Genomic DNA, 24021 nt, shown 5'->3' with positions numbered 1-24021 from the left:
CTGTTACAATTTGTCGGCACTCACGCACGAGGGTGGTGCTGTTGGTGTAGCTGCCGCAGGCGTTCCGTCGCGACATGGGTATAAATTTGCGTCGTTGAAAGATCGCTGTGTCCCAGCAGCATCTGCACCACGCGTAAATCTGCGCCGTGGTTTAACAGATGCGTCGCGAAGGCGTGACGCAATACGTGCGGCGAAAGCTTTTCACTGTCGATACCCGCCAGTGTGGCGTAATGCTTGATGCGATGCCAGAACGTTTGCCGCGTCATCTGCTGCGCGCGCTGGCTCGGAAACAGGACGTCGATAGATGCGCCATTGAGCAGCCAGGGGCGGCCATGCTCAAGGTACGTCTCCAGCCAGTAAACCGCCTCTTCTCCCAGCGGAACCAGCCTTTCCTTGTTTCCTTTACCGATGACGCGCACCACGCCCTGACGCAGGCTGATGTCGCTCATCGTCAGGCCCACCAGTTCCGAAACGCGCAAGCCGGTAGCATACAATAGCTCAAGCATGGCTTTATCGCGTAACTCCAGCGGCAGGTCAACAGCCGGTGACTGTAATAATCTCTCAACTTGTGCTTCGCTGAGATCTTTCGGCAGCCGCTGCGGGAGTTTCGGGGACGCCAGCAGCGCGCTGGGATCGTCTTCGCGAATCTTCTCCCGGTAAAGATGCTGGAAAAGCCGACGCATTGCGCTGAGCAAGCGTGCAGAGCTGGTGGCTTTGTACCCCCCTTCTACGCGTTCAGCGAGCAGCGCCTGCAGGTCGTCGCTTTGCGCGCTCGCAAGCGATAGCGCCCGACGCGCCAGCCACTCCACCAGCATGGTGAGATCGCGCCGGTAGGCACTGAGGGTATTCTCGGCCAGATTTTTCTCCAGCCAAAGCGCGTCGAGAAACTGTTCAACGAGTGCGAGATCCTTTTCCACATCAGCCCCTTTGATTTTGCAGTCAGGCCATTATGCCTGATTGCGACCGGTTTCTGGTACACTACGCGCAAAGTCAAAGCATGAATTGAGATAGTTACGCGATGAATATTGGTCTGTTCTATGGTTCCAGCACCTGCTACACCGAGATGGCGGCAGAGAAAATTCGCGACATCATTGGCCCGGAACTGGTGACGTTGCATAACCTGAAAGATGACGCGGTCGCGCTGATGGAGCAGTACGACGTGCTGATCCTCGGCATCCCAACCTGGGATTTTGGTGAGATACAGGAAGACTGGGAAGCCATCTGGGATCGGCTCGATTCAGTCAATTTCGACGGTAAAATTATCGCGATGTACGGCATGGGTGACCAGTTAGGCTACGGCGAATGGTTCCTGGACGCACTCGGCATGCTGCACGACAAGCTGGCACCAAAAGGGGCGGCGTTTATCGGTTACTGGCCAACCGAAGGGTATGAATTCACCAGTAAAAAACCGATTATTGCCGACGGCGAGCTGTTTGTGGGGCTCGCGCTGGATGAAACCAATCAGTACGATCTCAGCGACGAGCGCCTGCAGGCCTGGTGCGAGCAGATCCTCGGCGAAATGGCAGAAAAATTCAGCTAAGGCGCATTACTCCTGCGTCGGCTGTTGCAGCAACATCCGGCGCAGATCCCGCCATTCTGATGCGTCCATACTGTCCGCCGCCAGCCACAGGTGCTGGCAACGTCCGCCCCCCACTTTGCGTAACCGTAACATCATCCCGGCGTTAAGCATCCAGGGCACACCGAGAATATCCCACTCTTTTCCCTGCCAGCGCAGGCGGGAATCCATCAGCAGTTTAATCTCGCCCTGACGCGCGTTAATGCGGCGCTGGCTACGTACGCTGTCAAAAACAACAAACGAAAGTAATAGCAGCCACAGCGGCGTATAGCTGAGCGGCCACGGCATGAGTAACACGATGGCCGCAACCAGACCGTGGAGCAACAAAGACATCCACTGCGAGCGCCACGAGACGCGAAGATCAGATTGCCACAGGACCACGTTCCCGATTCCGTGTTTGAATTAATTGCACCATCCGTTGCAACTCGGTGTCGGCGGGTTTGCCGTGGTTCATCAGCCAGTTAAATAAATCCGGATCGTCAGACTCGAGCAGGCGAACAAACAGACGCTTATCATCCTCGCTTAAGCTGTCGTACTCATATTCGAAGAAAGGCATGATGGAAATATCAAGTTCACGCATGCCGCGACGGCATGCCCAGTGAATACGGGCCTTGTTGTTAATATCCATGTTCAGGTTCCTGCATTACGTTTGGCACAGTCGGTACCCCGTTTTCTGTTCTTAATTTCTCTACGGGGACACCAGCTAGTGTAACGTGTTTTTGACCGTTTCATTACTGGAATATTGCGATCGACGAGCTGGCTTCCAGAATAATCCCTACAAAGACAGCGGATTACACCATTTTGCGTAGCGCTACGCATAACCTGTTTATGGCACAAATGGTCTGCTGAAAGCGCTTGCAATGCCTGCAGGCTCTTTTACCATTAGGCATTATCAAAGCGTTAAGCAATTCAGGATACCGTTATGGCATTTACACCATTTTCTCCTCGCCAGCCCGCCGCCTCTGCGCGTCTGCCGCTGACGCTTATTTCTCTTGATGACTGGGCGCTGGCAACCCTCTCCGGCGCCGACGCCGAAAAATACCTGCAGGGTAAGGTCACCGCGGATGTCGCCCAGTTGACTGAACACCAGCATCTGCTGGCCGCGCACTGCGATCCTAAAGGCAAAATGTGGAGCAACCTGCGTCTCTTCCGCCGTCAGGACGGTTTTGCCTTTATTGAGCGCCGCAGCCTGCGCGATGCGCAGCTCAAAGAGCTGAAAAAATACGCGGTCTTTTCCAAAGTCACCATCGCCCCGGACGACGAACATGTTCTGCTGGGCGTGGCGGGCTTCCAGGCGCGTGCGGCGCTGAAAAACCTGTTTGCTGAACTGCCGGATGCAGAAAAACTGGTGGTCAGCGAGGGCGCGACCTCCATCCTGTGGTTTGAACACCCGGCAGAGCGCTTCCTGTTAGTCACGGATGCCGCAACAGCCGAACGCGTGACCGAGGCGCTGCGCGGCGAAGCGCAGCTCAACAACAGCCAGCAGTGGCTGGCGCTTAACATCGAAGCGGGGCTGCCGGTCATTGACGCAGCCAACAGCGCGCAGTTTATTCCTCAGGCAACTAACCTGCAGGCGCTGGGGGGCATCAGCTTTAAAAAAGGCTGCTACACCGGTCAGGAGATGGTCGCGCGGGCAAAATTCCGTGGGGCAAACAAACGCGCGCTATGGACACTGGCAGGCCATGCCAGCCGCGTACCGGAAGCAGGTGAAGACTTAGAGCTGAAGATGGGTGAGAACTGGCGCCGCACCGGTACCGTGTTAGCCGCCGTCCAGTTGGACGATGGCCGTCTTTTGGTACAGGCTGTAATGAACAACGACATGGAAGCGGACAGCGTGTTCCGCGTGCGCGACGACGCCAATACGTTGAGTATTGAGCCGCTGCCGTATTCACTGGAAGAGTGATGCTGTATCGCCCGGTGGCGCTGCGCTTACCGGGCCTACGGTTTTGGTGTCCACCCTCTTCCTGTAGGAGAGGGCCGGGGTGAGGGCCACCGCCCGCACGGTGGGAAAAACTACACCTGCCCCACGTACAAATAAATCGCCAAAAAGTGGCACACGCTGCCGCCCAGCACAAAGCCGTGCCAGATGGCATGGTTGTATGGGATGCGCTTGCAGACGTAGAAAATGACGCCCAGCGAGTAGACCACACCGCCCACCGCCAGCAGCGTTACCCCGCCGACCGCCAGCTTAATCGCCAGCTGATACACCACAATCAGCGACAGCCAGCCCATCGTCAGATAGGTGATCAGCGACAACACTTTAAACCGGTGCGCAATGGTCAGCTTAAACAGGATCCCCAGCAGCGCCAGGCTCCAGATAACAATCATCAGGCCGCGCGACAGCGGTGAATTGAGCCCCACCAGCAGGAAAGGCGTATAGGTACCCGCAATCAGCAGATAGATAGCGCAGTGGTCAAATTTCTTAAGCCATATTTTGGCCCGCTGATGCGGAATCGCGTGATAGAGCGTCGATGCCAGGAACAGCAGGATCATGCTTCCGCCATACAGGCTATAGCTGGTAATGGCCATCGCGCTGGCATTGGTATCCACCGCCTGTACCAGCAATAACACTAAACCGACAATCCCAAACACCAGGCCAATGCCGTGGCTGATGCTGTTGGCTACTTCCTCAGCCAGCGAATATCCCTGTGCGATTAATGGTCTGCTCGCCATACAAAACTCCGGGAAAACTAAAGATGATTATTCATCGCATGACTATGCTAACTGAGAATGATTCCAGTGAACACCTGTTAGCTAAAATAATTTTAACGTAAATTTTTATAATAAAAATCAAAAACATATACAAATAATTCACCTGACATTTGTTCACATAAAAATTTAAGCGTTACTAATCAATAGCATAAAATTGGCTCCTGCCGTCTGGCTGCGTGATATGATGGATAAATGAGGTCTGAATGAGAGTTTTGCCACTGTGAGTATGTTCACCCACTCCGCCATTGCCAGTCTCAATAACCTGGAAATGATGGTCTACAACTATGTCATCAAAAACCGAGACAAAGTGATGTACATGACCATCCGCGAGCTGGCGGATGCGGCCGGCGTCTCAACCACCACCATCCTGCGCTTTTGCCGCAAGCTCAACTGCGAAGGGTATTCTGAATTTCGCGTGCGCTTTAAGCTCTATCTTGAGCAGAACGAGCCTCAGCAGGCGAATTTCGGCGCCAGCGAAATTATCAGCTTCTTTAAAAGCGTGAATAATGAGGAGTTCGATGCGCTATTAAATGACGCGGTAAATATCATTCTCTCTTCCGAGCGCATTATATTTGTCGGGGCGGGAACCTCAGGCTCACTGGCGAAATATGGCGCACGTTTCTTTTCGAATATTGGTAAATTCAGTAATCATATTGATGACCCTTATTTCCCGGTCACCAATGATATGGCGAAAAATGCGCTGGCCATCGTGCTCTCCGTCTCGGGTGAAACCGAGGAGATCCTGCGCTTCGCCAGCCAGTTCAGCCTGCATCACTGCAAGGTGCTCTCCATTACCAGCCACGAGCACTCGCGTCTGGCAAAACTGGCGGACTTTAATCTCTCCTGGCACGTTCCCCAGACGCGAATTGGCGGCGTCTACGATATCACCACGCAAATTCCCGTTATCTATATTCTGGAATCTCTCGGACGCAAGCTGGCGAAGAAGCTGACGGAATAAAACACCCTGTTTTTTTGATGTGACAAATCACAATTTCCGCAAATTGTTATATCGTGACATTCAATTTCGCTTTGCTAGACTCAATGCCAATAAGCCATTTATTGAGAATAGCAGCGATGAAAAAATTAACCTTACCAAAAGATTTTTTATGGGGCGGTGCGGTTGCCGCTCACCAGGTTGAAGGCGGCTGGAACAAAGGCGGCAAAGGGCCAAGCATTTGCGACGTCTTGACCGGCGGCGCACACGGCGTGCCGCGCGAAATCACGCAGGAGGTGGTGCCGGGTAAATACTACCCAAACCACGAGGCCATCGACTTCCACGGGCACTACAAAGAAGACATCAGGCTGTTTGCCGAGATGGGCTTCAAGTGCTTCCGTACCTCTATCGCCTGGACGCGCATCTTCCCGAAAGGTGACGAAACGCAGCCAAACGAAGAAGGGCTGAAATTTTACGACGACATGTTCGATGAGCTGCTGAAGTACAACATCGAACCGGTGATCACCCTCTCCCACTTCGAAATGCCGCTGCACCTGGTGCAGGAGTACGGTAGCTGGACCAACCGCAAAGTGGTCGATTTCTTTGTGCGCTTCGCGGAAGTGGTCTTCGAGCGCTACAAAAACAAGGTCAAATACTGGATGACCTTCAACGAAATCAATAACCAGCGTAACTGGCGCGCACCGCTGTTCGGCTACTGCTGCTCGGGCGTGGTCTATACCGAACATGAAAACCCGGAAGAGACCATGTACCAGGTGCTGCACCACCAGTTTGTGGCCAGCGCCCTGGCGGTAAAAGCCGCGCGCCGCATCAACCCGGAGATGAAAGTCGGCTGCATGCTGGCCATGGTTGCGCTCTATCCGTTCTCCTGCAAGCCGGAAGACGTGATGTTCGCCCAGGAATCCATGCGCGAGCGCTATGTCTTTACCGACGTCCAACTGCGCGGTTACTACCCGTCCTACGTACTGAACGAGTGGGAGCGCCGCGGCTTCTCCATCAAAATGGAGGCGGGCGACGAGGAGATCCTGCGTGAAGGTACCTGCGACTATTTAGGCTTCAGCTACTACATGACTAACGCGGTGAAGGCGGAAGGCGGCACCGGTGACGCCATTTCCGGCTTTGAAGGCAGCGTGCCGAACCCGCACGTGAAGGCGTCCGACTGGGGCTGGCAGATTGACCCGGTGGGCCTGCGTTATTCCCTGTGCGAGCTTTACGAGCGTTATCAGAAGCCGCTGTTTATCGTGGAAAACGGCTTTGGCGCCTACGATAAGGTGGAAGAAGACGGCAGCATCAACGATGACTATCGCATCGACTACCTGCGTGCCCACGTGGAAGAGATGATCAAAGCCGTCACGCACGATGGCGTGGATCTGATGGGCTATACGCCGTGGGGCTGCATTGACTGCGTGTCGTTCACCACCGGCCAGTACAGCAAGCGCTACGGCTTTATCTACGTCAACAAGCACGACGATGGCACGGGCGACATGTCCCGCTCCCGTAAGAAAAGCTTCGAATGGTATAAAGGCGTGATTGCCAGCAACGGCGAGAAACTTTAACGCCGTGATCCCCTCTCCCCTTTGGGGAGAGGGTTAGGGTGAGGGGTTTATTTCCCGCCAGCCAGCTCGATAAAACTGCCCGTTACGTACGACGCCTTCTCGCTCAGCAGCCAGACAATTGCCTGTGCCACCTCTTCCGGCTGGCCGCCGCGCTGCATCGGCAGCAGCGATTTCACCCGATCAACCCGCCCCGGCTCCCCGCCGGAGGCGTGAATATCGGTATAAATCAGCCCAGGCCGCACGCAGTTCACGCGAATGCCCTGCGCCGCCACCTCCAGCGATAGCCCGGTGGTCAGGGAATCTACCGCGCCTTTAGAAGCAGCGTAATCGACATACTCACCCGGCGCGCCCAGACGAGAAGCGGCGGATGACACATTCACAATCGCCCCGCCCTTGCCGCCATGCTTGATGGACATGCGTTTCACCGCTTCACGACAGCAAAGAAAGTAGCCCGTGACGTTGGTCGCCAGCACGCGGTTAATGCGCTCTGCGGACAGATTCTCAATGGTGGATTGCTCAAACAGAATGCCCGCATTATTGACCAGCGCGCGAAGCGGCTCACCTTCACGATCGATGCTGTCAAACATCGCCAGCACCTGAGCTTCATCGCTGATGTCCGCACGCACGGCAAACGCTTTGCCGCCGGCCTCAACGATCTGTTTGATCACGTCCCTCGCGGCTTTAATGTTGTGGTGATAGTTCACGGCCACGGTGTAGCCTTCGCGCGCCAGCTGCAGCGCGGTGGCTTTCCCAATGCCCCGGCTCGCGCCGGTGACAAGTGCAATTGCCATTCTCTTCTCCCAATAAAAAAGCCGGGTGGCGGCTTTGCCTTACCCGGCCTGTGTTACTACACCAACAATGTTACTGGTATTCGCTCATCGGCACGCAGGAGCAGAACAGATTACGGTCGCCGTAGACGTCATCAAGACGCTTCACGGTCGGCCAGTATTTGTTTGCCACGCCTGCCGGGAAGACGGCCAGTTCGCGGGAGTAACCGTGGTTCCACTCTGCCACCATCTCGTGCTGGGTGTGCGGGGCGTTAACCAGCGGGTTATCTTCCAGCGTCCATTCGCCGTCCTGCACGCGGTCGATCTCCATGCGGATGGCCAGCATCGCGTCGATAAAGCGGTCCAGCTCGGCTTTGCTTTCAGACTCGGTCGGCTCCACCATCAGCGTCCCCGCAACCGGGAACGACATGGTTGGCGCGTGGAAGCCATAGTCGATCAGACGCTTGGCGATATCCAGCTCGCTGATGCCGGTCTGCTCTTTCAGCGGACGAATATCCAGAATGCACTCGTGCGCCACGCGACCGTCGCGGCCGGTATAGAGCACAGGGAAGGCAGACTTCAGGCGAGTCGCAATGTAGTTGGCGTTGAGGATCGCCACCTGGCTCGCCTGCTTCAGCCCTTCCGCGCCCATCATGCGGATGTACATCCAGCTGATTGGCAGGATTGATGCGCTACCGAACGGTGCCGCAGAGACCGCACCCTGACGGGTCAGCATGCCTTCAATCTGCACCACGCTGTGGCCCGGCACAAACGGCGCCAGGTGCGCCTTCACGCCGATTGGTCCCATGCCCGGGCCGCCGCCGCCGTGCGGAATGCAGAAGGTTTTGTGCAGGTTCAGGTGCGACACGTCCGCGCCGATAAAGCCCGGAGAGGTAATCCCCACCTGAGCGTTCATGTTCGCGCCGTCGAGGTAAACCTGACCGCCAAACTGATGCACCACTTCACACACTTCACGGATGGTCTCTTCGTACACGCCGTGGGTGGACGGGTAGGTCACCATGATGCAGGAGAGCTTGTCGCCCGCCTGCTCGGCTTTCGCACGCAGATCGGCCAGATCGATGTTGCCGTTCTTATCACACGCCACCACTACCACTTCCATGCCCGCCATCTGGGCTGAGGCCGGGTTGGTGCCGTGGGCGGAGCTTGGGATCAGGCAGATATCGCGGTGACCTTCGTTGCGGCTTTCGTGATATTGACGGATCGCCAGCAGGCCCGCGTATTCACCCTGCGCGCCGGAGTTCGGCTGCATGCAAAGCGCGTCGTAACCGGTCAGCTTCACCAGCCAGTCTGAAAGCTGGTTAATCATCATGTGATAGCCTTCCGCCTGTTCTGGCGGGCAGAACGGGTGCAGCTCGGAGAATTCAGGCCAGGTAATCGGGATCATCTCTGCCGCGGCGTTCAGCTTCATGGTGCAGGAGCCCAGCGGGATCATCGCCTGGTTCAGCGCCAGATCCTTGCGCTCCAGAGAGTGCATATAGCGCATCATCTCGGTTTCGCTGTGGTAGCGGTTGAACACCGGGTGAGTCAGGATCGCGTCATTGCGCAGCATGCTTTCCTGAATGGAGCGGCTGTCGAGCGCGACCTCTTTGTCGAGCGTATCAACGTCCAGACCGTGTGCGTCGCCCAGCAGCACCTTGAACAGGTTCAGGATATCGTCGCGGGCGGTGCTTTCATCCAGCGTAATGCCGACCGCATTGTGGATGTCGCTGCGCAGGTTGATTTCTGCTGCATCCGCACGCGCCAGCACGGCCGCTTTGTCTGCCACTTCCACGCACAGGGTATCGAAGTAGTGAGCATGGCGCAGCTTGAGGCCCTTCTGCTGGAGGCCGCAGGCCAGAATATCGGCCAGGCGGTGAATGCGGCTGGCAATGCGCTTCAGTCCAGCCGGACCGTGGAACACGGCGTACAGGCTGGCGATATTTGCCAGCAGGACCTGGGAAGTACAGATGTTGGAGTTCGCTTTCTCGCGGCGGATATGCTGCTCGCGGGTCTGCATCGCCATGCGCAGCGCGGTGTTACCGGCAGCATCTTTTGACACGCCGATGATACGGCCTGGCATGGAGCGTTTGAATTCATCTTTCGCGCCGAAGAACGCCGCGTGCGGGCCGCCGTAGCCCATCGGCACGCCGAAGCGCTGCGCGGAGCCGAATACAATATCCGCGCCCTGTTTGCCCGGCGCGGTCAGCAGCACCAGCGCCATAAAATCGGCGGCAACGCTGACAACCACTTTGCGGGATTTCAGCTCGGCAATCAGCGCGCCGTAGTCGTGAACTTCGCCGGTGGTACCCACCTGCTGAAGCAGCACGCCGAAGACGTCCTGATGATCCAGCACTTTGTCGGCGTCGTCGACGATCACGTCGAAGCCGAAGGTTTCCGCGCGGGTGCGCACCACGTCCAGCGTCTGCGGATGCACGTCAGCCGCCACGAAGAAGCGGTTGGCATTTTTCAGCTTGCTGACGCGCTTTGCCATCGCCATCGCTTCGGCAGCCGCGGTCGCTTCATCCAGCAGAGAGGCGGAGGCGATATCCATACCGGTCAGATCCAGCGTAACCTGCTGGAAGTTCAGCAGCGCTCCCAGACGCCCCTGGGAGACTTCTGGCTGATAAGGGGTGTAAGCGGTGTACCAGCCCGGGTTTTCCAGCATGTTGCGCAGGATAACCGGCGGCAGCTGCACGTTGGTGTAGCCCATGCCAATGTAAGACTTATAGCGCTTGTTCAGGCCTGCGATAGCCTTCAGCTCCGCCAGCGCGGCAAACTCCGTGGTGGCTTCCCCCACCTGAGGCGGCGTGGCAAGCTGGATGTCTTTTGGCACAATCTGGCCGATCAGTGCGTCTAATGAATCCGCGCCAACCGTCTTCAGCATCTCCTGCTGTTGCTGAGCATCCGGCCCAATGTGACGTTGAATGAAGGCGCCACGGTTTTCAAGCTGGCTTAAAGTCTGTGTCATGAGCGATGGTTCCTGAAACGTGCAGTGAATGTGTTTTCTCCCTCTCCCCAAAGGGGAGAGGGAGAATGGCTTACTCGTCTTCTAACAGTGCTTCGTACGCGGTCGCATCCAGCAGCGCGGCAACCTGAGATTCGTCGCTGGCTTTGATCTTGAAGATCCAGCCGCCTTCATACGGCTCGCTGTTGACCAGTTCCGGGGAGTCGCTCAGCGCGTCGTTCACGTCAACAATCTCGCCGCTTACCGGTGCGTAGATATCGGATGCCGCTTTGACGGACTCCGCCACGGCGCAGTCATCGCCCGCGCTGACGGTTGCGCCCACTTCAGGCAGGTCAACAAACACCATGTCGCCCAGCAGCTCCTGCGCGTGCTCGGTGATCCCTACGGTGTAAGTGCCGTCCGCCTCTTTGCGCAGCCACTCGTGTTCTTTGCTGTATTTCAGTTCTGCTGGCACATTGCTCATTGAAGTTCTCCTGATAAAAATAGTTAGGCGACCGGCTTACCGGCGCGAACAAAAATCGGTTTGGTCACGTGGACCGGCATTTCGCGGTTGCGGATTTGTACCACCGCCGTGTCGCCAATGCCCGCCGGCACGCGTGCCAGTGCAATACTGTAGCCCAGCGTCGGGGAGAAGGTACCGCTGGTGATCACGCCTTCGCGAGGATTGCCGTCGGCATCGGTAAAACGCACCGGCAGTTCGCCGCGCAGCACGCCTTTTTCCTTCATCACCAGGCCAACCAGCTGTTCGGTATCCTTCTCGCGCTGCATCTCCAGCGCTTCACGGCCAATGAAATCACGGTCAGCCGGTTCCCACGCGATGGTCCAGCCCATGTTGGCCGCCAGCGGAGAAACCCCTTCATCCATCTCCTGACCGTAGAGATTCATCCCCGCTTCAAGACGCAGCGTATCGCGCGCGCCCAGACCCGCAGGCTTCACGCCCGCTTCCACCAGCGCGCGCCAGAAATCGGCAGCTTTCTCGTTCGGCATCGCAATTTCGTAGCCCGCTTCACCGGTATAGCCGGTGGTGGCGATAAACAGATCCCCCGCCTGCACGCCGAAGAACGGCTTCATGCCTTCGGTGGCGTTGCGCTGCTCGTCGTTAAACAGAGACGCGGCTTTTGCCTGCGCGTTCGGCCCCTGCACGGCGATCAGCGACAGATCGTCACGGACGGTGATGTCGATGGCATAAGGTTCGGCGTGTTGGGTGATCCAGGAGAGGTCTTTTTCGCGGGTGGCGGAGTTTACAACGAGGCGGAAGAAATCTTCGGTGAAGTAGTAGACGATAAGGTCATCAATCACGCCGCCCGAGGCATTCAGCATGCCGGTATAGAGCGCTTTGCCCGGAGCCTTCAGCTTGGCGACGTCGTTTGCCAGCAGATAACGCAAAAACTCCCGGGTGCGGCTTCCGCGCAGGTCGACAATCGTCATGTGGGACACGTCGAACATACCGGCATCGGTGCGCACCGCGTGGTGCTCATCAATCTGCGAGCCGTAGTGCAGCGGCATCATCCAGCCATGGAAGTCCACCATGCGGGCGCCGCATAACACGTGCTGTTCGTACAAAGGAGTCTGTTGAGCCATCTTGTCCTCGTTGAAAAATTCACCGTGAAACCCGGTATCGGCCTCGTTCCCGAATGCCGACGCAAACGTTCTCTTTTACCTGAACTTACCACCGAAACCGGCGGTTAACCATAAGGTAAAACGGGTCATCACATTAGCTTATGACCAAAAAACGCTGAAAAGCCTACAGAGTTATTCACTGGAAAAATGCGATTAACCCCGCACAAAATTAACAATGATCTAACAGGATTTAGCACATGGTGATATTTCGTGCGGAAAAATGGGCCGAATTTCCGTCACGTAAAAATCATGACATGAGAATATCTAATGCGAAAAATGGCGTGGAATTAGAATATTTCAAACGAGGGAATTTTCCCGGCGCAGAGGCCGGGAAAATAAAGTGTGACGGGGATCGAGATTAGCGTAACCAGTCGGGAAGATCGTTAAGACCCATTGCCTGGCGAAGAAGTTGAGGTTTGACGCCGGGAAGGGTGTCGGCCAGCTTGAGGCCGATATCGCGCAGCAGTTTTTTCGCCGGATTTGCCCCGGCAAACAGCTCGCGGAAGCCCTGCATTCCTGCCAGCATCATCGCCGCACTGTGCTTGCGGCTGCGCTCGTAGCGACGCAGATACAGATGCTGGCCGATATCTTTACCTTCACGATGCAGACGACGCAGCTCCTCGACCAGCTCCGCCGCGTCCATAAAGCCGAGGTTAACGCCCTGCCCGGCCAGCGGATGAATGGTATGGGCCGCATCGCCCACCAGCGCCAGACGGTGCGCCGCAAACTGGCGCGCGTAGCGGCCGGTTAACGGGAACACCTGACGCTCGCTTTCAAGCGTGCACAGGCCAAGGCGGTTATCAAACGCCACGCACAGCGCCTGGTTAAAGGTCTCCGGCGTCGTCTCCTGCATCTGCTGGGCTTTCTCCGGCACCAGGGACCAGACAATCGAGCACAGGTGCGGATCGGCAAGCGGCAGGAACGCCAGAATACCGTCGTTGTGGAAAATCTGCCGCGCCACGCCGCCGTGCGGCTCTTCGGTACGGATCGTCGCCACCATCGCATGATGGCGGTAATCCCAGTACGTCAGCGGGATATCGGCTTTATTACGCAGCCAGGAGTTGGCGCCATCGGCACCCACCACCAGACGCGCGGTGAGCATGTCGCCGCTTTGCAGGGTGATAAACGCCTCGTTTTCGCCCCATGCCACCTGCTGGATCTGCGCAGGCGCTACCAGCGTCACGTCGCTGCACTGCTCTGCTTTCTGCCACAGCGCGTGGTGGATCACCGCATTCTCAATAATATGGCCCAGATGGCTATAGCCCATGCTTTCATCATCAAAGGCAATATGGCCAAAGCTGTCTTTGTCCCACACTTCCATGCCGTGATAGCAGCTGGCGCGCTGGGCGATGATATCTGACCAGACGCCGAGACGCGTCAGCAGCTTTTCGCTGGCCGCGTTAATCGCCGACACGCGGAGTTCCGGCGGGGCATCAGGCGCGACGGGCTGAGGCTGCTTTTGCTCCAGTACGGCCACGCGCAGGCCGCTGCCCTGTAATCCACAGGCCAGCGCCAGCCCAACCATTCCGCCGCCAACGATGGCAACATCAACATTATGCACGGTGATAACTCCTTAACGCGCGACCCAACCCAGGGTCCGCTGCGCCAGCACGTCACGTGCCGGAATGAACAGTTCCATCGCCATCAGCCCGAGGTTGCGACCGGCAACCAGCGGCGCCCAGCGATTGGCAAAGAGATGGACTAAACCATCGGTGACGCCAATTGTCGCCTCTTTATCGGCCTGGCGTCGCGTCTGGTAATGGCTTAGCACCGAATATGCACCGCAGTCTTTTTGTTCGCTCCACGCCTGCGAAAGCGTTTCTGCCAGGCTCATCACATCCCGCAGGCCGAGGTTAAAGCCCTGACCGGCAATGGGGTGGAGGGTTTGCGCCGCGTTGCCAACCAGCGCCACGCGGTGAGAAACAGACTGTGATGCCGTGGTTAACGACAGCGGATAGACCGCACGTTTTCCGGCATGGGTAATACGCCCCAGCCGCCAGCCAAAGGCTTTCTGCAGCTCGGTACAAAAACGTTCGTCGGACCAGGACTTAACCTCTTCGGCCTTATCCTGCGGGTGGCACCAGACCAGCGAGCAGCGCCCGTCCGTCATCGGCAGCATCGCCAGCGGGCCGTGCCGGGTGAAGCGCTCGAACGCCCGGCCGTTGTGTTCTGCTGCGGTCGAGACGTTCGCAATGACCGCGACCTGCCCGTAAGGCTGCTGCCGCCACTCTACGCCGCACTGGGTGCCGAGCGCCGAGCGCGACCCGTCAGCCGCAACCAAAAGCTGTCCGTCAAGCACGGTGCCATTGTCCAGCGTTACGCTGACCGCGTCTTCACTGCGGGTAAAGCTGGCAACGCGTGCCGGGCAGTGCAGCGTAACGCCCGGCGCGTCCTGCAGCAGGCGGAACAGGCGCAGGCCAATATCGTGCAGTTCAACGACCTGACCCAGCGCGTCAATACGGTAATCGTGGGCATCCAGCGTCACAAACCCGGCATGGCCGCGATCGCTCACGTGCACGGTATTAATGGCGGTGGCGCAGTCGGCGATGGCCTGCCAGATGCCAATGCGCGACAGCTGCTGGCAGGTTCCTTGCGCCAGGGCAATGGCGCGGGAATCAAACCCAGGGTGATTCTTCGCCTGCGGCGCGACGGCTTCAACCAGATGCACCGGAAGCTGGCCCTTCGTCAAATGCGAAATGGCCAGCGCCAGCGTGGCGCCGGTCATGCCGCCGCCAACGATAATCACGCTCATACGCGCGCCGCTGCCATCAGCGCCTCGATATCGTCCGCTTTTTTCACCACGCTCGCGGTCAGGTTTTCGTTGCCGGTTTCGGTAATGACGATGTCGTCTTCAATACGAATGCCAATTCCGCGGTATTCCTCTGGCACGTCGGCATCCGGCGCGATGTACAGACCCGGCTCGACGGTCAGCACCATGCCCGGCTCAAGCACGCGCGAGCGTTCAGGGCCGTACGCGCCCACGTCGTGCACGTCCAGCCCCAGCCAGTGGCTCAGGCCGTGCATAAAGTACGGACGGTGAGCATTCTCGGTAATCAGGGTGTCGACATCCCCTTTGAGGATCCCAAGCTTAACCAGCCCGGTAATCATGATGCGCACCACCTCACCGGTCACCTCCTGAATGGAGGTGCCAGGGCGATACAGCGTGAGAGCCGTCTCAAGCGATTCGAGAACAATGTCATAAATCGCCCGCTGCGCCGGCGAAAATTTGCCGTTCACCGGGAAGGTACGGGTGATGTCGCCCGCGTAGCCCTGATATTCGCAACCGGCGTCAATCAGCACCAGATCGCCGTCGCGCAGCGCGCTTTCGTTTTCGGTGTAGTGCAGAATGCAGCCGTTTTCCCCGCCGCCAACGATGGTGTTGTAGGACGGGAAGCGCGCGCCGTGACGGTTAAATTCGTGGTGAATTTCGCCTTCCAGCTGGTATTCGAACATTCCGGGACGACATTTTTCCATCGCGCGGGTGTGCGCCAGGGCGCTGATTTCGCCCGCGCGGCGCATCACGTTCAGCTCTTCTTCCGATTTGAACAGACGCATCTCGTGCACCACTGGACGCCAGTCCGTGAGGGTCGCGGGCGCGGACAGATTCTGCCGCGAGCCTTTACGCAGCTTTTCCAGCGCGTTAAAAACAATCTCATCGGCGTAGGCGTATTCGCCCTGCGCGTGGTAGAGCACGTCGAGGCCATTAAGCAGCTGATAGAGCTGCTGGTTGATTTCGCTAAACGCCAGCGCGCGGTCAACGCCCAGCTTTTCCGGGGCGGCCTCTTGCCCTAAGCGGCGGCCAAACCAGATTTCAGCGGTTAAGTCTCGTACGCGGTTAAAAATCACGCTGTGGTTGTGGGTGTCATTGCTCTTAATCAGCACCAGCACCGCTTCCGGCTCGTTAAAGCCGGTGAAGTACCAGAAATCGCTGCTCTGGCGATAGGGGTATTCGCTGTCGGCGCTGCGCGTCACTTCGGGCGCGGCAAAAATCAGCGCCGCGCTGCCCGGCTGCATCTTTGCCAGCAGCGCCTGACGACGGCGCAAATACTCTTGTTGCGAGATAACCATGACACCCTCCTGTGCGTTATTTTTCTTAATGTAAGGTTGGCTTGCGAACTTCCGGCGCGGTCGGCTGCGAGCGCGTGAAATTGTCGTGGCACAGCAGCGCCGCCACGCGCACGTACTCGATGATCTCTTCGAGAGACATCTCCAGCTCTTCCTGATCTTCTTCTTCATCGTAGCCAAGCTGGGCGATGTTGCGCAGATCGTCAATCGCTTCACCCGCTTCGCCGGTGACCTTATCAAGCTTAGGCTGGGTGACGCCCAGGCCAAGCAGATAGTGGTTTACCCACCCCGCGAGCGCATCGGCGCGATCGAAGACGCTGACATCGTCGCCTTCAGGCAGATAAAGCTGAAAAAGGAAGCCATCGTCTTCCAGCGAATCGCTGGTTGCCGCGTGCATTTTTCGCAGCGCTTCCGCCAGTTCGTGGCCAAACGCCAGCCCTTCGTTCGTGAGGTCGTGAATCAGCGGCTGCCATGAGCTGTCGCTGTTTCCGCCACACAGTATGCCGCTGATCAGACCGTGCATTTCGGCAGGGGTAAGACCGACTCCCTGCTGGTTCAGTAACTGGTTTAAATCCTTGTAACCAGGCATTTCGTTCTGTATAGACATACGCATTCGTCATCAAAGGGAGGATATTCATGATATGCTACCACTTTGGACCCTGGTGATACCAGAAAAGGGCTTGTATCTTCACATCAGGGTAGCTATAGTGTCGCCCCTTCGCAGCCCCCGGGGCAGTAAGCGAAGGCAGCGCAGTCAATCAGCAGGAAGGTGGCATGTCTGCACAACCCGTCGATCTCCAGATTTTTGGCCGTTCACTGCGAGTGAATTGTCCGCCTGAACAAAGGGATGCTTTGAATCAGGCTGCGGACGATTTGAATCAGCGGTTGCAAGATCTAAAAGAACGCACTAGAGTCACAAATACTGAGCAGCTGGTTTTCATCGCCGCGTTGAACATCAGCTATGAACTGACTCAGGAAAAAGCGAAGACCCGCGACTACGCGGCTAGCATGGAGCAGCGCATTAAAATGCTCCAGCAGACCATTGAACAGGCGTTGCTTGATCAAGGTCGCAATCCCGAAAGACCGGGACCAAAGTTTGAATAACACTTCTCAGTTGACTATGGTAGAGTAACTGTGAAGACAAAATTTCTCTGAGATGTTCGCAAGCGGGCCAGTCCCCTGAGCCGATATTTCATACCACAAGAATGTGGCGCTCCATGGTTGGTGAGCATGCTCGGTTCGTCCGAGAAGCCTTAAAACTATGACGACACATTCACCTTGAACCAAGGGTTCAAGGGTTACAGCCTGCGGCGGCATCTCGGAGATTCCCTCTTTCTTCTTCTACCTACTACCATGACTCAATTCCCTGAAGTTTCTGCCTCACGCCAGGATATTCGTCAGCTCATTCGCCAGCGTCGTCGCGCACTTACGTCCGAACAACAAGCACACTTTGCGCAGCAGGCCGCCGCCCGCATGATGGCGTATCCGCCTGTGGTGATGGCCAACACGGTCGCTCTGTTCCTGTCGTTTGATGGCGAGCTGGATACCCAACCGCTTATCGACCAGCTCTGGCGCGCCGGAAAAAAGGTTTACCTGCCGGTACTGCATCCGTTTAGCCAGGGTAATTTGCTGTTTCTGCACTACCACCCGCACAGCGAGCTGGTGGTAAATCGTCTGAAAATTACCGAGCCGAAACTCGACGTGCGCGACGTATTACCGCTGTCCGAGCTGGACGTGCTGATTACGCCGCTGGTGGCGTTTGATGAACAGGGTCAGCGTTTAGGCATGGGCGGGGGATTCTATGACAGAACCCTGCAAAACTGGCAGCAGTACGGGCTGCAGCCGGTCGGCTATGCGCATGATTGCCAGGCTGTAGAAGCCTTGCCGGTGGAGAAGTGGGATGTGCCGCTGCCGGCGGTGGTGACGCCCGGCAAAATCTGGGTCTGGTAGAACAAAGCCGGGTGGCGCTTACGCTTACCCGGCTTACAAAACCTCAACGTAGGTCGGGTAAGGCGCAGCCGCCACCCGACACCACAGACCGCACGTATCAGTACAGCAGACGCGCGCGAATTGTCCCCGGTATGGCCTTCATGCTCTGCAGCGCTTTCTCGGCAACATCTTCATCGGCTTCAATATCAATAACCACATAACCCATCTGCGAGTTGGTTTGCAGGTACTGGGCAGCAATGTTCACGCTCTGCTCGGCAAAGATCTGGTTGATGGCGGTCAGCACGCCAGGACGGTTTTCGTGGATGTGCAGCAGACGACGACCGCCGTGCAGCGGCAGAGAGACTTCCGGGAAGTTCACCGCAGAGAGCGTTGAACCGTTGTCGGAATATTTGCTCAGCTTACCCGCCACTTCCAGGCCGATATTCTCCTGCGCTTCCTGAGTAGAACCGCCGATGTGCGGCGTCAGGATCACGTTGTCGAATTCGCACAGCGGAGAGTTAAACGGATCGCTGTTGGTGGCCGGTTCCGTCGGGAACACGTCGATGGCCGCCCCCGCCAGATGCTTACGCTTCAGGGCATCGCACAGCGCAGGGATATCGACCACCGTACCGCGCGCGGCGTTGATCAGCAGAGAGCCCGGCTTCATCAGCGCCAGCTCTTCCGCGCCCATCATGTTTTTGGTGGAGGCGTTTTCCGGCACGTGCAGGCTGACTACGTCGCTCATGTTCAGCAGGTCAGAAAGATGCTGTACCTGCGTCGCGTTACCCAGCGGCAGCTTGCTTTCGATATCGTAAAAGTAGACGTGCATCCCCAGCGACTCCGCGAGGATCCCCAGCTGGGTACCAATGTGGCCGTAGCCGATGATGCCCAGCTTTTTACCACGGGCTTCGTATGAGCCCGCGGCCAGTTTGTTCCACACGCCGCGGTGCGCTTTGGCGTTAGCTTCCGGGATACCGCGCAGCAGCAGCAGCAGTTCGCCAATTACCAGCTCCGCCACGGAACGGGTGTTGGAGAACGGGGCGTTAAAGACCGGGATACCGCGTTTTGCGGCAGCGTTCAGGTCGACCTGGTTGGTGCCGATGCAGAAGCAGCCAATAGCAACCAGCTTTTCTGCCGCGGCAATCACGTCTTCAGTCAGGTGGGTACGGGATCGCAGGCCAATGAAGTGGGCATCACGGATGGCGGCTTTCAGCTCTTCCGTGTCCAGCGCGCCTTTGTGAAATTCGATGTTGGTGTAACCCGCCGCACGAAGGCTATCAAGCGCTTTCTGGTGCACGCCCTCGACCAGCAGGAATTTAATCTTGTCTTTCTCCAGTGATACCTTTGCCATTTCCCCGACCCTGTTTTTATCTGAACTGATGTTGTGCTGGATTGAAATCCGCTGTAGCCAACATATCAAAAAAAACTATTGCAGCAATATGAACGTTTGCGTCGGCACTCTGAAGAAAAGTCATACAGGGCAAAATGACAGAGTAAAATGCTGAGGAAATTTACAAACGTGGCAGGATCGGCAAAAGAGGCGGAAAAGCGTGACACAAGTCACCAAATTTAGCTTTTCAAAAATTTTTTAGCGGGGGGAGCACTCCCCCCGTCAGATCATTTTACGATGGTTTTCACACCGTCAGCCGTACCGATCAGCGCCACGTCCGCGCCGCGGTTGGCAAATAACCCTACGGTGACGACGCCAGGAATGCCGTTGATAGCGTTTTCCAGGGCAATCGCGTCGAGAATCTCCAGACCGTGAACGTCGAGGATGACGTTACCGTTGTCGGTGACCACGCCCTGACGGTATTCCGGACGGCCGCCTAGCTTCACCAGCTGACGGGCAACCGCACTGCGCGCCATTGGGATCACTTCAACCGGCAGCGGGAAACTACCCAGAATGTCGACCTGCTTGGAGGCATCCGCGATGCAGATGAACTTGTCCGCCACGGAGGCGATGATCTTTTCGCGGGTCAGCGCCGCGCCGCCGCCTTTGATCATCTGCATATGGCCGTTGATTTCATCCGCGCCATCAACGTAAATGCCCAGACGATCCACTTCGTTGAGATCGAAAACGGTAATGCCGAGGCTTTTCAGCTTTTCCGTGGACGCATCGGAGCTGGAAACCGCGCCCTCGATCTGCCCCTTCATCGTGCCCAGTGCATCGATAAAGTGCGCCGCCGTTGACCCCGTACCAACACCGACAATGGTCCCTGGCTGTACGTACTGGAGAGCGGCCCATCCTACTGCTTTTTTCAGTTCATCCTGCGTCATGATCGTTTTGCCTGTGGTGTGAAAACTCAGGGCGCATTATAGAACACGTCGAATGGATTTCGTCTGCCAGGAAGGGAAAATTGTGTCATAGTGCAGATTAAGCAAAATTTAGGAGCCAGCCAGAGCAATGAAACGTCCGGACTACAGAACACTACAGGCACTTGATGCAGTTATTCGTGAACGCGGCTTTGAGCGCGCAGCGCAAAAGCTGTGTATCACCCAGTCCGCCGTATCACAGCGTATCAAACAGCTTGAAAACATGTTCGGGCAGCCGCTGCTGGTGCGTACCGTGCCGCCGCGCCCAACGGAGCAAGGGCAAAAACTTCTCGCCCTGCTGCGTCAGGTTGAGCTGCTGGAAGACGAGTGGCTGGGTGACGAACAAACGGGTTCCACGCCGCTGCTGCTCTCGCTGGCGGTCAACGCCGACAGTCTGGCGACCTGGCTGCTGCCGGCCCTTGCGCCAGTGCTGGCCGACTCCCCTATCCGCCTGAATCTGCAGGTTGAAGATGAAACCCGCACCCAGGAGCGCCTGCGTCGCGGCGAAGTGGTTGGGGCGGTCAGTATCCAGCCTCAGGCGCTGCCAAGCTGTCTTGTCGATCAGCTGGGCGCGCTCGACTACCTGTTTGTCGGTTCAAAAGCCTTTGCGGAGCGCTACTTTCCGAATGGCGTCACCCGCGCCGCGCTGCTGAAAGCGCCTGCCGTGGCGTTCGACCATCTGGACGATATGCACCAGGCGTTTTTACAGCAAAACTTTGACCTGCCGCCGGGCAGCGTGCCGTGTCATATCGTCAACTCGTCAGAAGCCTTCGTTCAGCTTGCGCGTCAGGGCACCACCTGCTGCATGATCCCGCACCTGCAAATTGAGAAAGAGTTGAAAAGCGGTGAGCTGATTGACCTAACGCCGGGGCTCTATCAGCGCCGGATGCTTTACTGGCACCGCTTTGCGCCGGAAAGCCGCATGATGCGCAACGTCACGGATGCGCTGCTGGCGTTTGGGCATAAGGTGTTGAGACAGGATTAATCGCTTGAATTCCCTCTCCCTGTGGGAGAGGGTTAGGGTGAGGGCAAATTACTGCGCCTTAGCCGCCTCAGTTTGCTGAGTTTGAGTTGGCTCCAGCTGGAACACCACATCCACCTGATCGTCGAACTGAATGGTCGGCTGCTCGTAGGTTTCCTGAGCAGAAACCGGCGCGGCGTCAGCCTTCATCATCCGAACCATCGGGCTTGGTTGGTAGTTAGAGACGTGGTAACGCACGCTGTATACCGGGCCAAGCTTGCTCTTAAAGCCAGACGCCAGCTGTTCCGCCTGATGAATGGCATCATTAATCGCCGCTTTACGCGCTTCGTCTTTGTATTTCTCCGGTTGCGCAACGCCCAGCGATACCGAACGGATTTCGTTCAGGCCGGCCTTCAGCGCGCCGTCCAGCAGGGAATTCAGCTTGTCCAGCTGACGCACGGTCACTTCCACGGCGCGCACCGCGCGATAGCCTTTAAGGATGCTTTTGCCGTTCTGGTAGTCGTAATCCGGCTGGGTACGAAGGTTAGCAGAGCTGATGTCTTTTTTAGCGACACCGTTCTGCTCCAGGAAAGAGAGGTATTGCGCAACACGATCGTCCGCCTGTTTCTTGGCGGAAGCAGCATCTTTCGCCGCCACGTTCACTTCAATCGCCAGGGTTGCAACATCCGGTACCGCATCGACGCTTGCGGTGCCTGACGTGACGATGTGCGGGCCATCCGGCAGTTCACTTGCCTGCACCGACACCGCACCGAAACTTACTAATGCCGCCAGGGCCATCACTTTAAACTTCACTGTCATTCCTCCATGTTGCGAAGAGTGCCCCAACAACAGGGCGCATGCCAGCAAGCTTAGCGGGTCTTGTTCAGTTGTCCATAAGACAACGCTTAGTTGAGCAATCCCTGTACATGATGAATGCCCTCTTTCGCCAGCTGGAAAGCGATAAACCACATCACCAGACCGACCAGCGTATTGATGATGCGCTGAGCTTTGGCGGTACGCAGCCGCGGAGCCAGCCACGCCGCCAGGATCGCCAGTCCGAAGAACCAGAGGAAAGAGGCGCTGACCGTGCCGAGCGCAAACCAGCGTTTTGGCTCAACGTCCAGCTGTCCGCCCAGGCTGCCCAGCACCACGAAGGTATCGAGGTAAACGTGCGGATTTAGCCAGGTGACCGCCAGCATGGTGACGATAATCTTCCAACGGCCCTGCTTCATCACTTCAGCGCTTGCCAGCTCAACGTTGCTGCTCATCGCCGTTTTCAGGGCACCGAATCCGTACCACAGCAGAAACGCCACGCCGCCCCAGGTCACCAGCGCCAGCAGCCAGGGTGACTGCATCAGCAGCGCGCTGCCGCCAAAGATCCCGGCGCAAATCAGCAGCAGATCGCTCACCGCGCACAGCAGGGCAATCATCAGATGATACTGGCGGCGAATGCCCTGATTCATGACGAACGCATTTTGCGGGCCGAGAGGGAGGATCATGGCCGCACCTAAGGCAAGCCCTTGAAAGTAATACGATAACATGACGAAATTCTCACAGTATTGTTCTGGAAGTTGACTATACTGCGCGAATCACATTAGAGGAAATGGATAATATTAATTGGGGATTAGCATGCCTAATAACCAAAAAGCCCGGTGGCGCTAGCGCTTACCGGGCCTACAGGTAAAGTTACTCTGCTTCTTTGACCTTTTTGACGTTTACGTCCATCTGCGGGTACGGGAAGCTGATGCCGTTGGCGTCGAAGTCGCGCTTGATGCGCTCCAGCACGTCCCAGTATACGTTTTGCAGATCGCTGCTCTTGCTCCAGATACGCACCACGAAGTTAATAGAGGAAGCGCCCAGTTCGTTCAGGCGAACCGTCTGCTCTTTGTCTTTCAGAATGCGATCGTCAGAGGCGATGATATTCGCGATCAGCGACTTCACCCGATCGATATCAGAATCATACGCCACGCTGATGATGAGCTCGTTACGGCGCACCGGCTCGCGGGAGAAGTTAATGATGTTGCCCGCGATGATTTTCCCGTTCGGCACCACCACGATGCGGCCGTCGACGGTGCGAAGGGTGGTAGAGAAAATCTGCACCTGCAGCACGGTACCGGCGATGCCGCCAAGGTCAACATATTCACCGGAGCGGAACGGACGGAAGGTCACCAGCAGCACGCCTGCCGCCAGGTTTGAAAGCGAGCCCTGCAATGCCAGACCAATAGCCAGACCCGCAGCACCAAGTACGGCAATAACGGATGCCGTCTGTACGCCCACACGACCCAGCGCCGCAATCAGCGTAAAGGCAATGATGCCGTAACGTACCAGTGCGGAGAGAAAATCAGCCACCGTGGCGTCGATGTGTCGCGCGACCATCACACGGTTGACGGCGTTCGACACGATGCGCGCCACGATCATACCCACGATGATGATGGCAATTGCCGCAACGATGTTCACCGCATAGCTCAGGAGCAGCGCCTGGTTACGCACCAGCCAGTTACCGGCGTGATTGATGCTGTCTACAACATCGAGTTGTTCCATTTATTCTTCCTTTTGTTAAACCAAAACACTAAATCTATCCCTCAGGGAGACAGGCAGGTCAGTA

Annotated in this window: 24 protein-coding genes and 1 other RNA gene; 8 read left to right on the top strand and 17 right to left on the bottom strand. The window is 57.0% G+C overall.

The features are described from left to right. Nucleotides 1–20: 20 nt before the first annotated feature. Nucleotides 21–917 (bottom strand): site-specific tyrosine recombinase XerD, encoded by an 897-nt coding sequence (xerD, locus tag OSH03_RS11650; RefSeq protein ID WP_061097153.1) that lies wholly within the window; start codon nucleotides 915–917, stop codon nucleotides 21–23. Nucleotides 918–1018: 101 nt separating this feature from the next. On the opposite strand from xerD, the gene fldB reads away from it, so the two are divergent. After that, the gene (fldB, locus tag OSH03_RS11645; protein WP_061097152.1) at nucleotides 1019–1540 is read left to right on the top strand and encodes a flavodoxin FldB; all 522 of its coding nucleotides are present in this window, start codon (nucleotides 1019–1021) and stop codon (nucleotides 1538–1540) included. A gap of 6 nt (nucleotides 1541–1546) precedes the next feature. Here the strand turns inward: fldB and OSH03_RS11640 are convergent, their stop codons facing one another. Beyond that, a complete protein-coding gene (locus OSH03_RS11640; protein ID WP_028014322.1) occupies nucleotides 1547–1957 on the bottom strand; it encodes a protein YgfX in 411 nt (136 codons plus the stop codon). Then, nucleotides 1938–2204 (bottom strand): FAD assembly factor SdhE, encoded by a 267-nt coding sequence (sdhE, locus tag OSH03_RS11635; protein WP_014071654.1) that lies wholly within the window; start codon nucleotides 2202–2204, stop codon nucleotides 1938–1940. The genes OSH03_RS11640 and sdhE overlap by 20 nt, the downstream gene beginning before the upstream one ends. 294 nt (nucleotides 2205–2498) lie before the next feature. Here sdhE and ygfZ point away from each other — a divergent pair, with 294 nt between their 5' ends. Continuing rightward, the gene (ygfZ, locus tag OSH03_RS11630; RefSeq protein ID WP_266179110.1) at nucleotides 2499–3479 is read left to right on the top strand and encodes a tRNA-modifying protein YgfZ; all 981 of its coding nucleotides are present in this window, start codon (nucleotides 2499–2501) and stop codon (nucleotides 3477–3479) included. A gap of 110 nt (nucleotides 3480–3589) precedes the next feature. On the opposite strand, the gene trhA is transcribed toward ygfZ, so the two are convergent. Further along, nucleotides 3590–4249 carry a PAQR family membrane homeostasis protein TrhA gene (gene trhA / locus OSH03_RS11625; protein ID WP_266179109.1) on the bottom strand — a complete coding sequence of 220 codons (660 nt, stop codon included), beginning with the start codon at nucleotides 4247–4249 and terminating at the stop codon, nucleotides 3590–3592. A 265-nt stretch (nucleotides 4250–4514) separates the two neighbouring features. Here trhA and OSH03_RS11620 point away from each other — a divergent pair, with 265 nt between their 5' ends. Both OSH03_RS11620 and bglA read left to right on the top strand, forming a co-directional pair. Next, nucleotides 4515–5246: a MurR/RpiR family transcriptional regulator gene (locus OSH03_RS11620; RefSeq protein WP_028014325.1), complete on the top strand. Its 732-nt coding sequence runs from the start codon at nucleotides 4515–4517 to the stop codon at nucleotides 5244–5246. A 116-nt stretch (nucleotides 5247–5362) separates the two neighbouring features. Continuing rightward, nucleotides 5363–6796, top strand: a complete 1434-nt coding sequence (gene bglA / locus OSH03_RS11615) for a 6-phospho-beta-glucosidase BglA (RefSeq protein WP_266179108.1) — start codon at nucleotides 5363–5365, stop codon at nucleotides 6794–6796. Between the two features lie 47 nt (nucleotides 6797–6843). Here the strand turns inward: bglA and OSH03_RS11610 are convergent, their stop codons facing one another. From OSH03_RS11610 to OSH03_RS11575, 8 genes are all read right to left on the bottom strand, one after another. After that, entirely contained in the window at nucleotides 6844–7587 is a 744-nt protein-coding gene (locus OSH03_RS11610; protein WP_266179107.1) for an SDR family oxidoreductase, read from the bottom strand. A gap of 70 nt (nucleotides 7588–7657) precedes the next feature. Further along, entirely contained in the window at nucleotides 7658–10531 is a 2874-nt protein-coding gene (gcvP, locus tag OSH03_RS11605) for an aminomethyl-transferring glycine dehydrogenase (protein WP_266179106.1), read from the bottom strand. Between the two features lie 70 nt (nucleotides 10532–10601). Beyond that, nucleotides 10602–10991, bottom strand: a complete 390-nt coding sequence (gene gcvH, locus OSH03_RS11600) for a glycine cleavage system protein GcvH (protein WP_266179105.1) — start codon at nucleotides 10989–10991, stop codon at nucleotides 10602–10604. 23 nt (nucleotides 10992–11014) lie between these two features. Further along, nucleotides 11015–12109, bottom strand: a complete 1095-nt coding sequence (gcvT, locus tag OSH03_RS11595) for a glycine cleavage system aminomethyltransferase GcvT (protein WP_266179104.1) — start codon at nucleotides 12107–12109, stop codon at nucleotides 11015–11017. A 397-nt stretch (nucleotides 12110–12506) separates the two neighbouring features. Next, nucleotides 12507–13709 (bottom strand): FAD-dependent 2-octaprenylphenol hydroxylase, encoded by a 1203-nt coding sequence (gene ubiI / locus OSH03_RS11590; protein ID WP_266179103.1) that lies wholly within the window; start codon nucleotides 13707–13709, stop codon nucleotides 12507–12509. Nucleotides 13710–13721: 12 nt separating this feature from the next. Beyond that, entirely contained in the window at nucleotides 13722–14900 is a 1179-nt protein-coding gene (gene ubiH, locus OSH03_RS11585; RefSeq protein WP_266179102.1) for a 2-octaprenyl-6-methoxyphenyl hydroxylase, read from the bottom strand. Next, nucleotides 14897–16210, bottom strand: coding sequence for a Xaa-Pro aminopeptidase (gene pepP / locus OSH03_RS11580; protein WP_151412656.1), 1314 nt, complete (start codon nucleotides 16208–16210; stop codon nucleotides 14897–14899). The genes ubiH and pepP overlap by 4 nt, the downstream gene beginning before the upstream one ends. Nucleotides 16211–16241: 31 nt before the next feature. Further along, nucleotides 16242–16820 carry a YecA/YgfB family protein gene (locus OSH03_RS11575; protein WP_028014333.1) on the bottom strand — a complete coding sequence of 193 codons (579 nt, stop codon included), beginning with the start codon at nucleotides 16818–16820 and terminating at the stop codon, nucleotides 16242–16244. Between the two features lie 167 nt (nucleotides 16821–16987). Here OSH03_RS11575 and zapA point away from each other — a divergent pair, with 167 nt between their 5' ends. The 3 genes from zapA to OSH03_RS11560 all read left to right on the top strand — a co-directional run bounded on the left by zapA (nucleotide 16988) and on the right by OSH03_RS11560 (nucleotide 18163). Further along, nucleotides 16988–17317: a cell division protein ZapA gene (gene zapA, locus OSH03_RS11570; protein ID WP_006811891.1), complete on the top strand. Its 330-nt coding sequence runs from the start codon at nucleotides 16988–16990 to the stop codon at nucleotides 17315–17317. A 41-nt stretch (nucleotides 17318–17358) separates the two neighbouring features. Next, a non-coding RNA gene (gene ssrS, locus OSH03_RS11565) (6S RNA) lies at nucleotides 17359–17542 on the top strand. Between the two features lie 24 nt (nucleotides 17543–17566). Then, nucleotides 17567–18163, top strand: a complete 597-nt coding sequence (locus OSH03_RS11560) for a 5-formyltetrahydrofolate cyclo-ligase (RefSeq protein ID WP_061097141.1) — start codon at nucleotides 17567–17569, stop codon at nucleotides 18161–18163. A gap of 97 nt (nucleotides 18164–18260) precedes the next feature. Here OSH03_RS11560 and serA read toward each other — a convergent pair whose 3' ends face one another. Together serA and rpiA are read right to left on the bottom strand one after the other, a co-directional pair. Next, a complete protein-coding gene (gene serA, locus OSH03_RS11555; protein WP_041908347.1) occupies nucleotides 18261–19493 on the bottom strand; it encodes a phosphoglycerate dehydrogenase in 1233 nt (410 codons plus the stop codon). 266 nt (nucleotides 19494–19759) lie between these two features. Continuing rightward, the gene (gene rpiA / locus OSH03_RS11550) at nucleotides 19760–20419 is read right to left on the bottom strand and encodes a ribose-5-phosphate isomerase RpiA (protein WP_022649322.1); all 660 of its coding nucleotides are present in this window, start codon (nucleotides 20417–20419) and stop codon (nucleotides 19760–19762) included. A gap of 127 nt (nucleotides 20420–20546) precedes the next feature. On the opposite strand from rpiA, the gene argP reads away from it, so the two are divergent. Continuing rightward, nucleotides 20547–21440 carry a DNA-binding transcriptional regulator ArgP gene (gene argP, locus OSH03_RS11545; RefSeq protein ID WP_003860089.1) on the top strand — a complete coding sequence of 298 codons (894 nt, stop codon included), beginning with the start codon at nucleotides 20547–20549 and terminating at the stop codon, nucleotides 21438–21440. Between the two features lie 48 nt (nucleotides 21441–21488). On the opposite strand, the gene OSH03_RS11540 is transcribed toward argP, so the two are convergent. The 3 genes from OSH03_RS11540 to mscS form a co-directional block, all read right to left on the bottom strand. Beyond that, on the bottom strand, nucleotides 21489–22229 hold the full coding sequence (locus tag OSH03_RS11540; protein WP_061097140.1) for an oxidative stress defense protein: 741 nt from the start codon (nucleotides 22227–22229) through the stop codon (nucleotides 21489–21491). A 92-nt stretch (nucleotides 22230–22321) separates the two neighbouring features. Beyond that, nucleotides 22322–22957, bottom strand: a complete 636-nt coding sequence (gene argO / locus OSH03_RS11535; RefSeq protein ID WP_151412620.1) for an arginine exporter ArgO — start codon at nucleotides 22955–22957, stop codon at nucleotides 22322–22324. 145 nt (nucleotides 22958–23102) lie between these two features. After that, complete coding sequence (gene mscS / locus OSH03_RS11530; protein WP_266179101.1) at nucleotides 23103–23957, bottom strand: small-conductance mechanosensitive channel MscS; 855 nt, start codon at nucleotides 23955–23957, stop codon at nucleotides 23103–23105. Nucleotides 23958–24021: the final 64 nt, after the last annotated feature.

It is taken from the genome of Enterobacter nematophilus (genome assembly GCF_026344075.1).
Lineage (GTDB): Bacteria > Pseudomonadota > Gammaproteobacteria > Enterobacterales > Enterobacteriaceae > Enterobacter > Enterobacter nematophilus.
The sequence above is the reverse complement of the archived record's forward strand: the minus strand, read 5'-3'. Positions and strand labels throughout refer to the sequence as shown.

Bases quoted from the DNA above. Each gene is read 5' to 3' on its own strand.
- OSH03_RS11620 (WP_028014325.1), top strand. From the start codon at position 4,515: ATGTTCACCCACTCCGCCATTGCCAGTCTCAATAACCTGGAAATGATG.
- trhA (WP_266179109.1), bottom strand. From the start codon at position 4,249: ATGGCGAGCAGACCATTAATCGCACAGGGATATTCGCTGGCTGAGGAA.
- argO (WP_151412620.1), bottom strand. From the start codon at position 22,957: ATGTTATCGTATTACTTTCAAGGGCTTGCCTTAGGTGCGGCCATGATC.
- gcvH (WP_266179105.1), bottom strand. From the start codon at position 10,991: ATGAGCAATGTGCCAGCAGAACTGAAATACAGCAAAGAACACGAGTGG.
- gcvP (WP_266179106.1), bottom strand. From the start codon at position 10,531: ATGACACAGACTTTAAGCCAGCTTGAAAACCGTGGCGCCTTCATTCAA.
- zapA (WP_006811891.1), top strand. From the start codon at position 16,988: ATGTCTGCACAACCCGTCGATCTCCAGATTTTTGGCCGTTCACTGCGA.
- OSH03_RS11575 (WP_028014333.1), bottom strand. From the start codon at position 16,820: ATGTCTATACAGAACGAAATGCCTGGTTACAAGGATTTAAACCAGTTA.
- ubiH (WP_266179102.1), bottom strand. From the start codon at position 14,900: ATGAGCGTGATTATCGTTGGCGGCGGCATGACCGGCGCCACGCTGGCG.
- gcvT (WP_266179104.1), bottom strand. From the start codon at position 12,109: ATGGCTCAACAGACTCCTTTGTACGAACAGCACGTGTTATGCGGCGCC.
- OSH03_RS11560 (WP_061097141.1), top strand. From the start codon at position 17,567: ATGACTCAATTCCCTGAAGTTTCTGCCTCACGCCAGGATATTCGTCAG.
- sdhE (WP_014071654.1), bottom strand. From the start codon at position 2,204: ATGGATATTAACAACAAGGCCCGTATTCACTGGGCATGCCGTCGCGGC.
- ygfZ (WP_266179110.1), top strand. From the start codon at position 2,499: ATGGCATTTACACCATTTTCTCCTCGCCAGCCCGCCGCCTCTGCGCGT.
- fldB (WP_061097152.1), top strand. From the start codon at position 1,019: ATGAATATTGGTCTGTTCTATGGTTCCAGCACCTGCTACACCGAGATG.
- bglA (WP_266179108.1), top strand. From the start codon at position 5,363: ATGAAAAAATTAACCTTACCAAAAGATTTTTTATGGGGCGGTGCGGTT.
- rpiA (WP_022649322.1), bottom strand. From the start codon at position 20,419: ATGACGCAGGATGAACTGAAAAAAGCAGTAGGATGGGCCGCTCTCCAG.
- serA (WP_041908347.1), bottom strand. From the start codon at position 19,493: ATGGCAAAGGTATCACTGGAGAAAGACAAGATTAAATTCCTGCTGGTC.
- OSH03_RS11610 (WP_266179107.1), bottom strand. From the start codon at position 7,587: ATGGCAATTGCACTTGTCACCGGCGCGAGCCGGGGCATTGGGAAAGCC.
- argP (WP_003860089.1), top strand. From the start codon at position 20,547: ATGAAACGTCCGGACTACAGAACACTACAGGCACTTGATGCAGTTATT.
- mscS (WP_266179101.1), bottom strand. From the start codon at position 23,957: ATGGAACAACTCGATGTTGTAGACAGCATCAATCACGCCGGTAACTGG.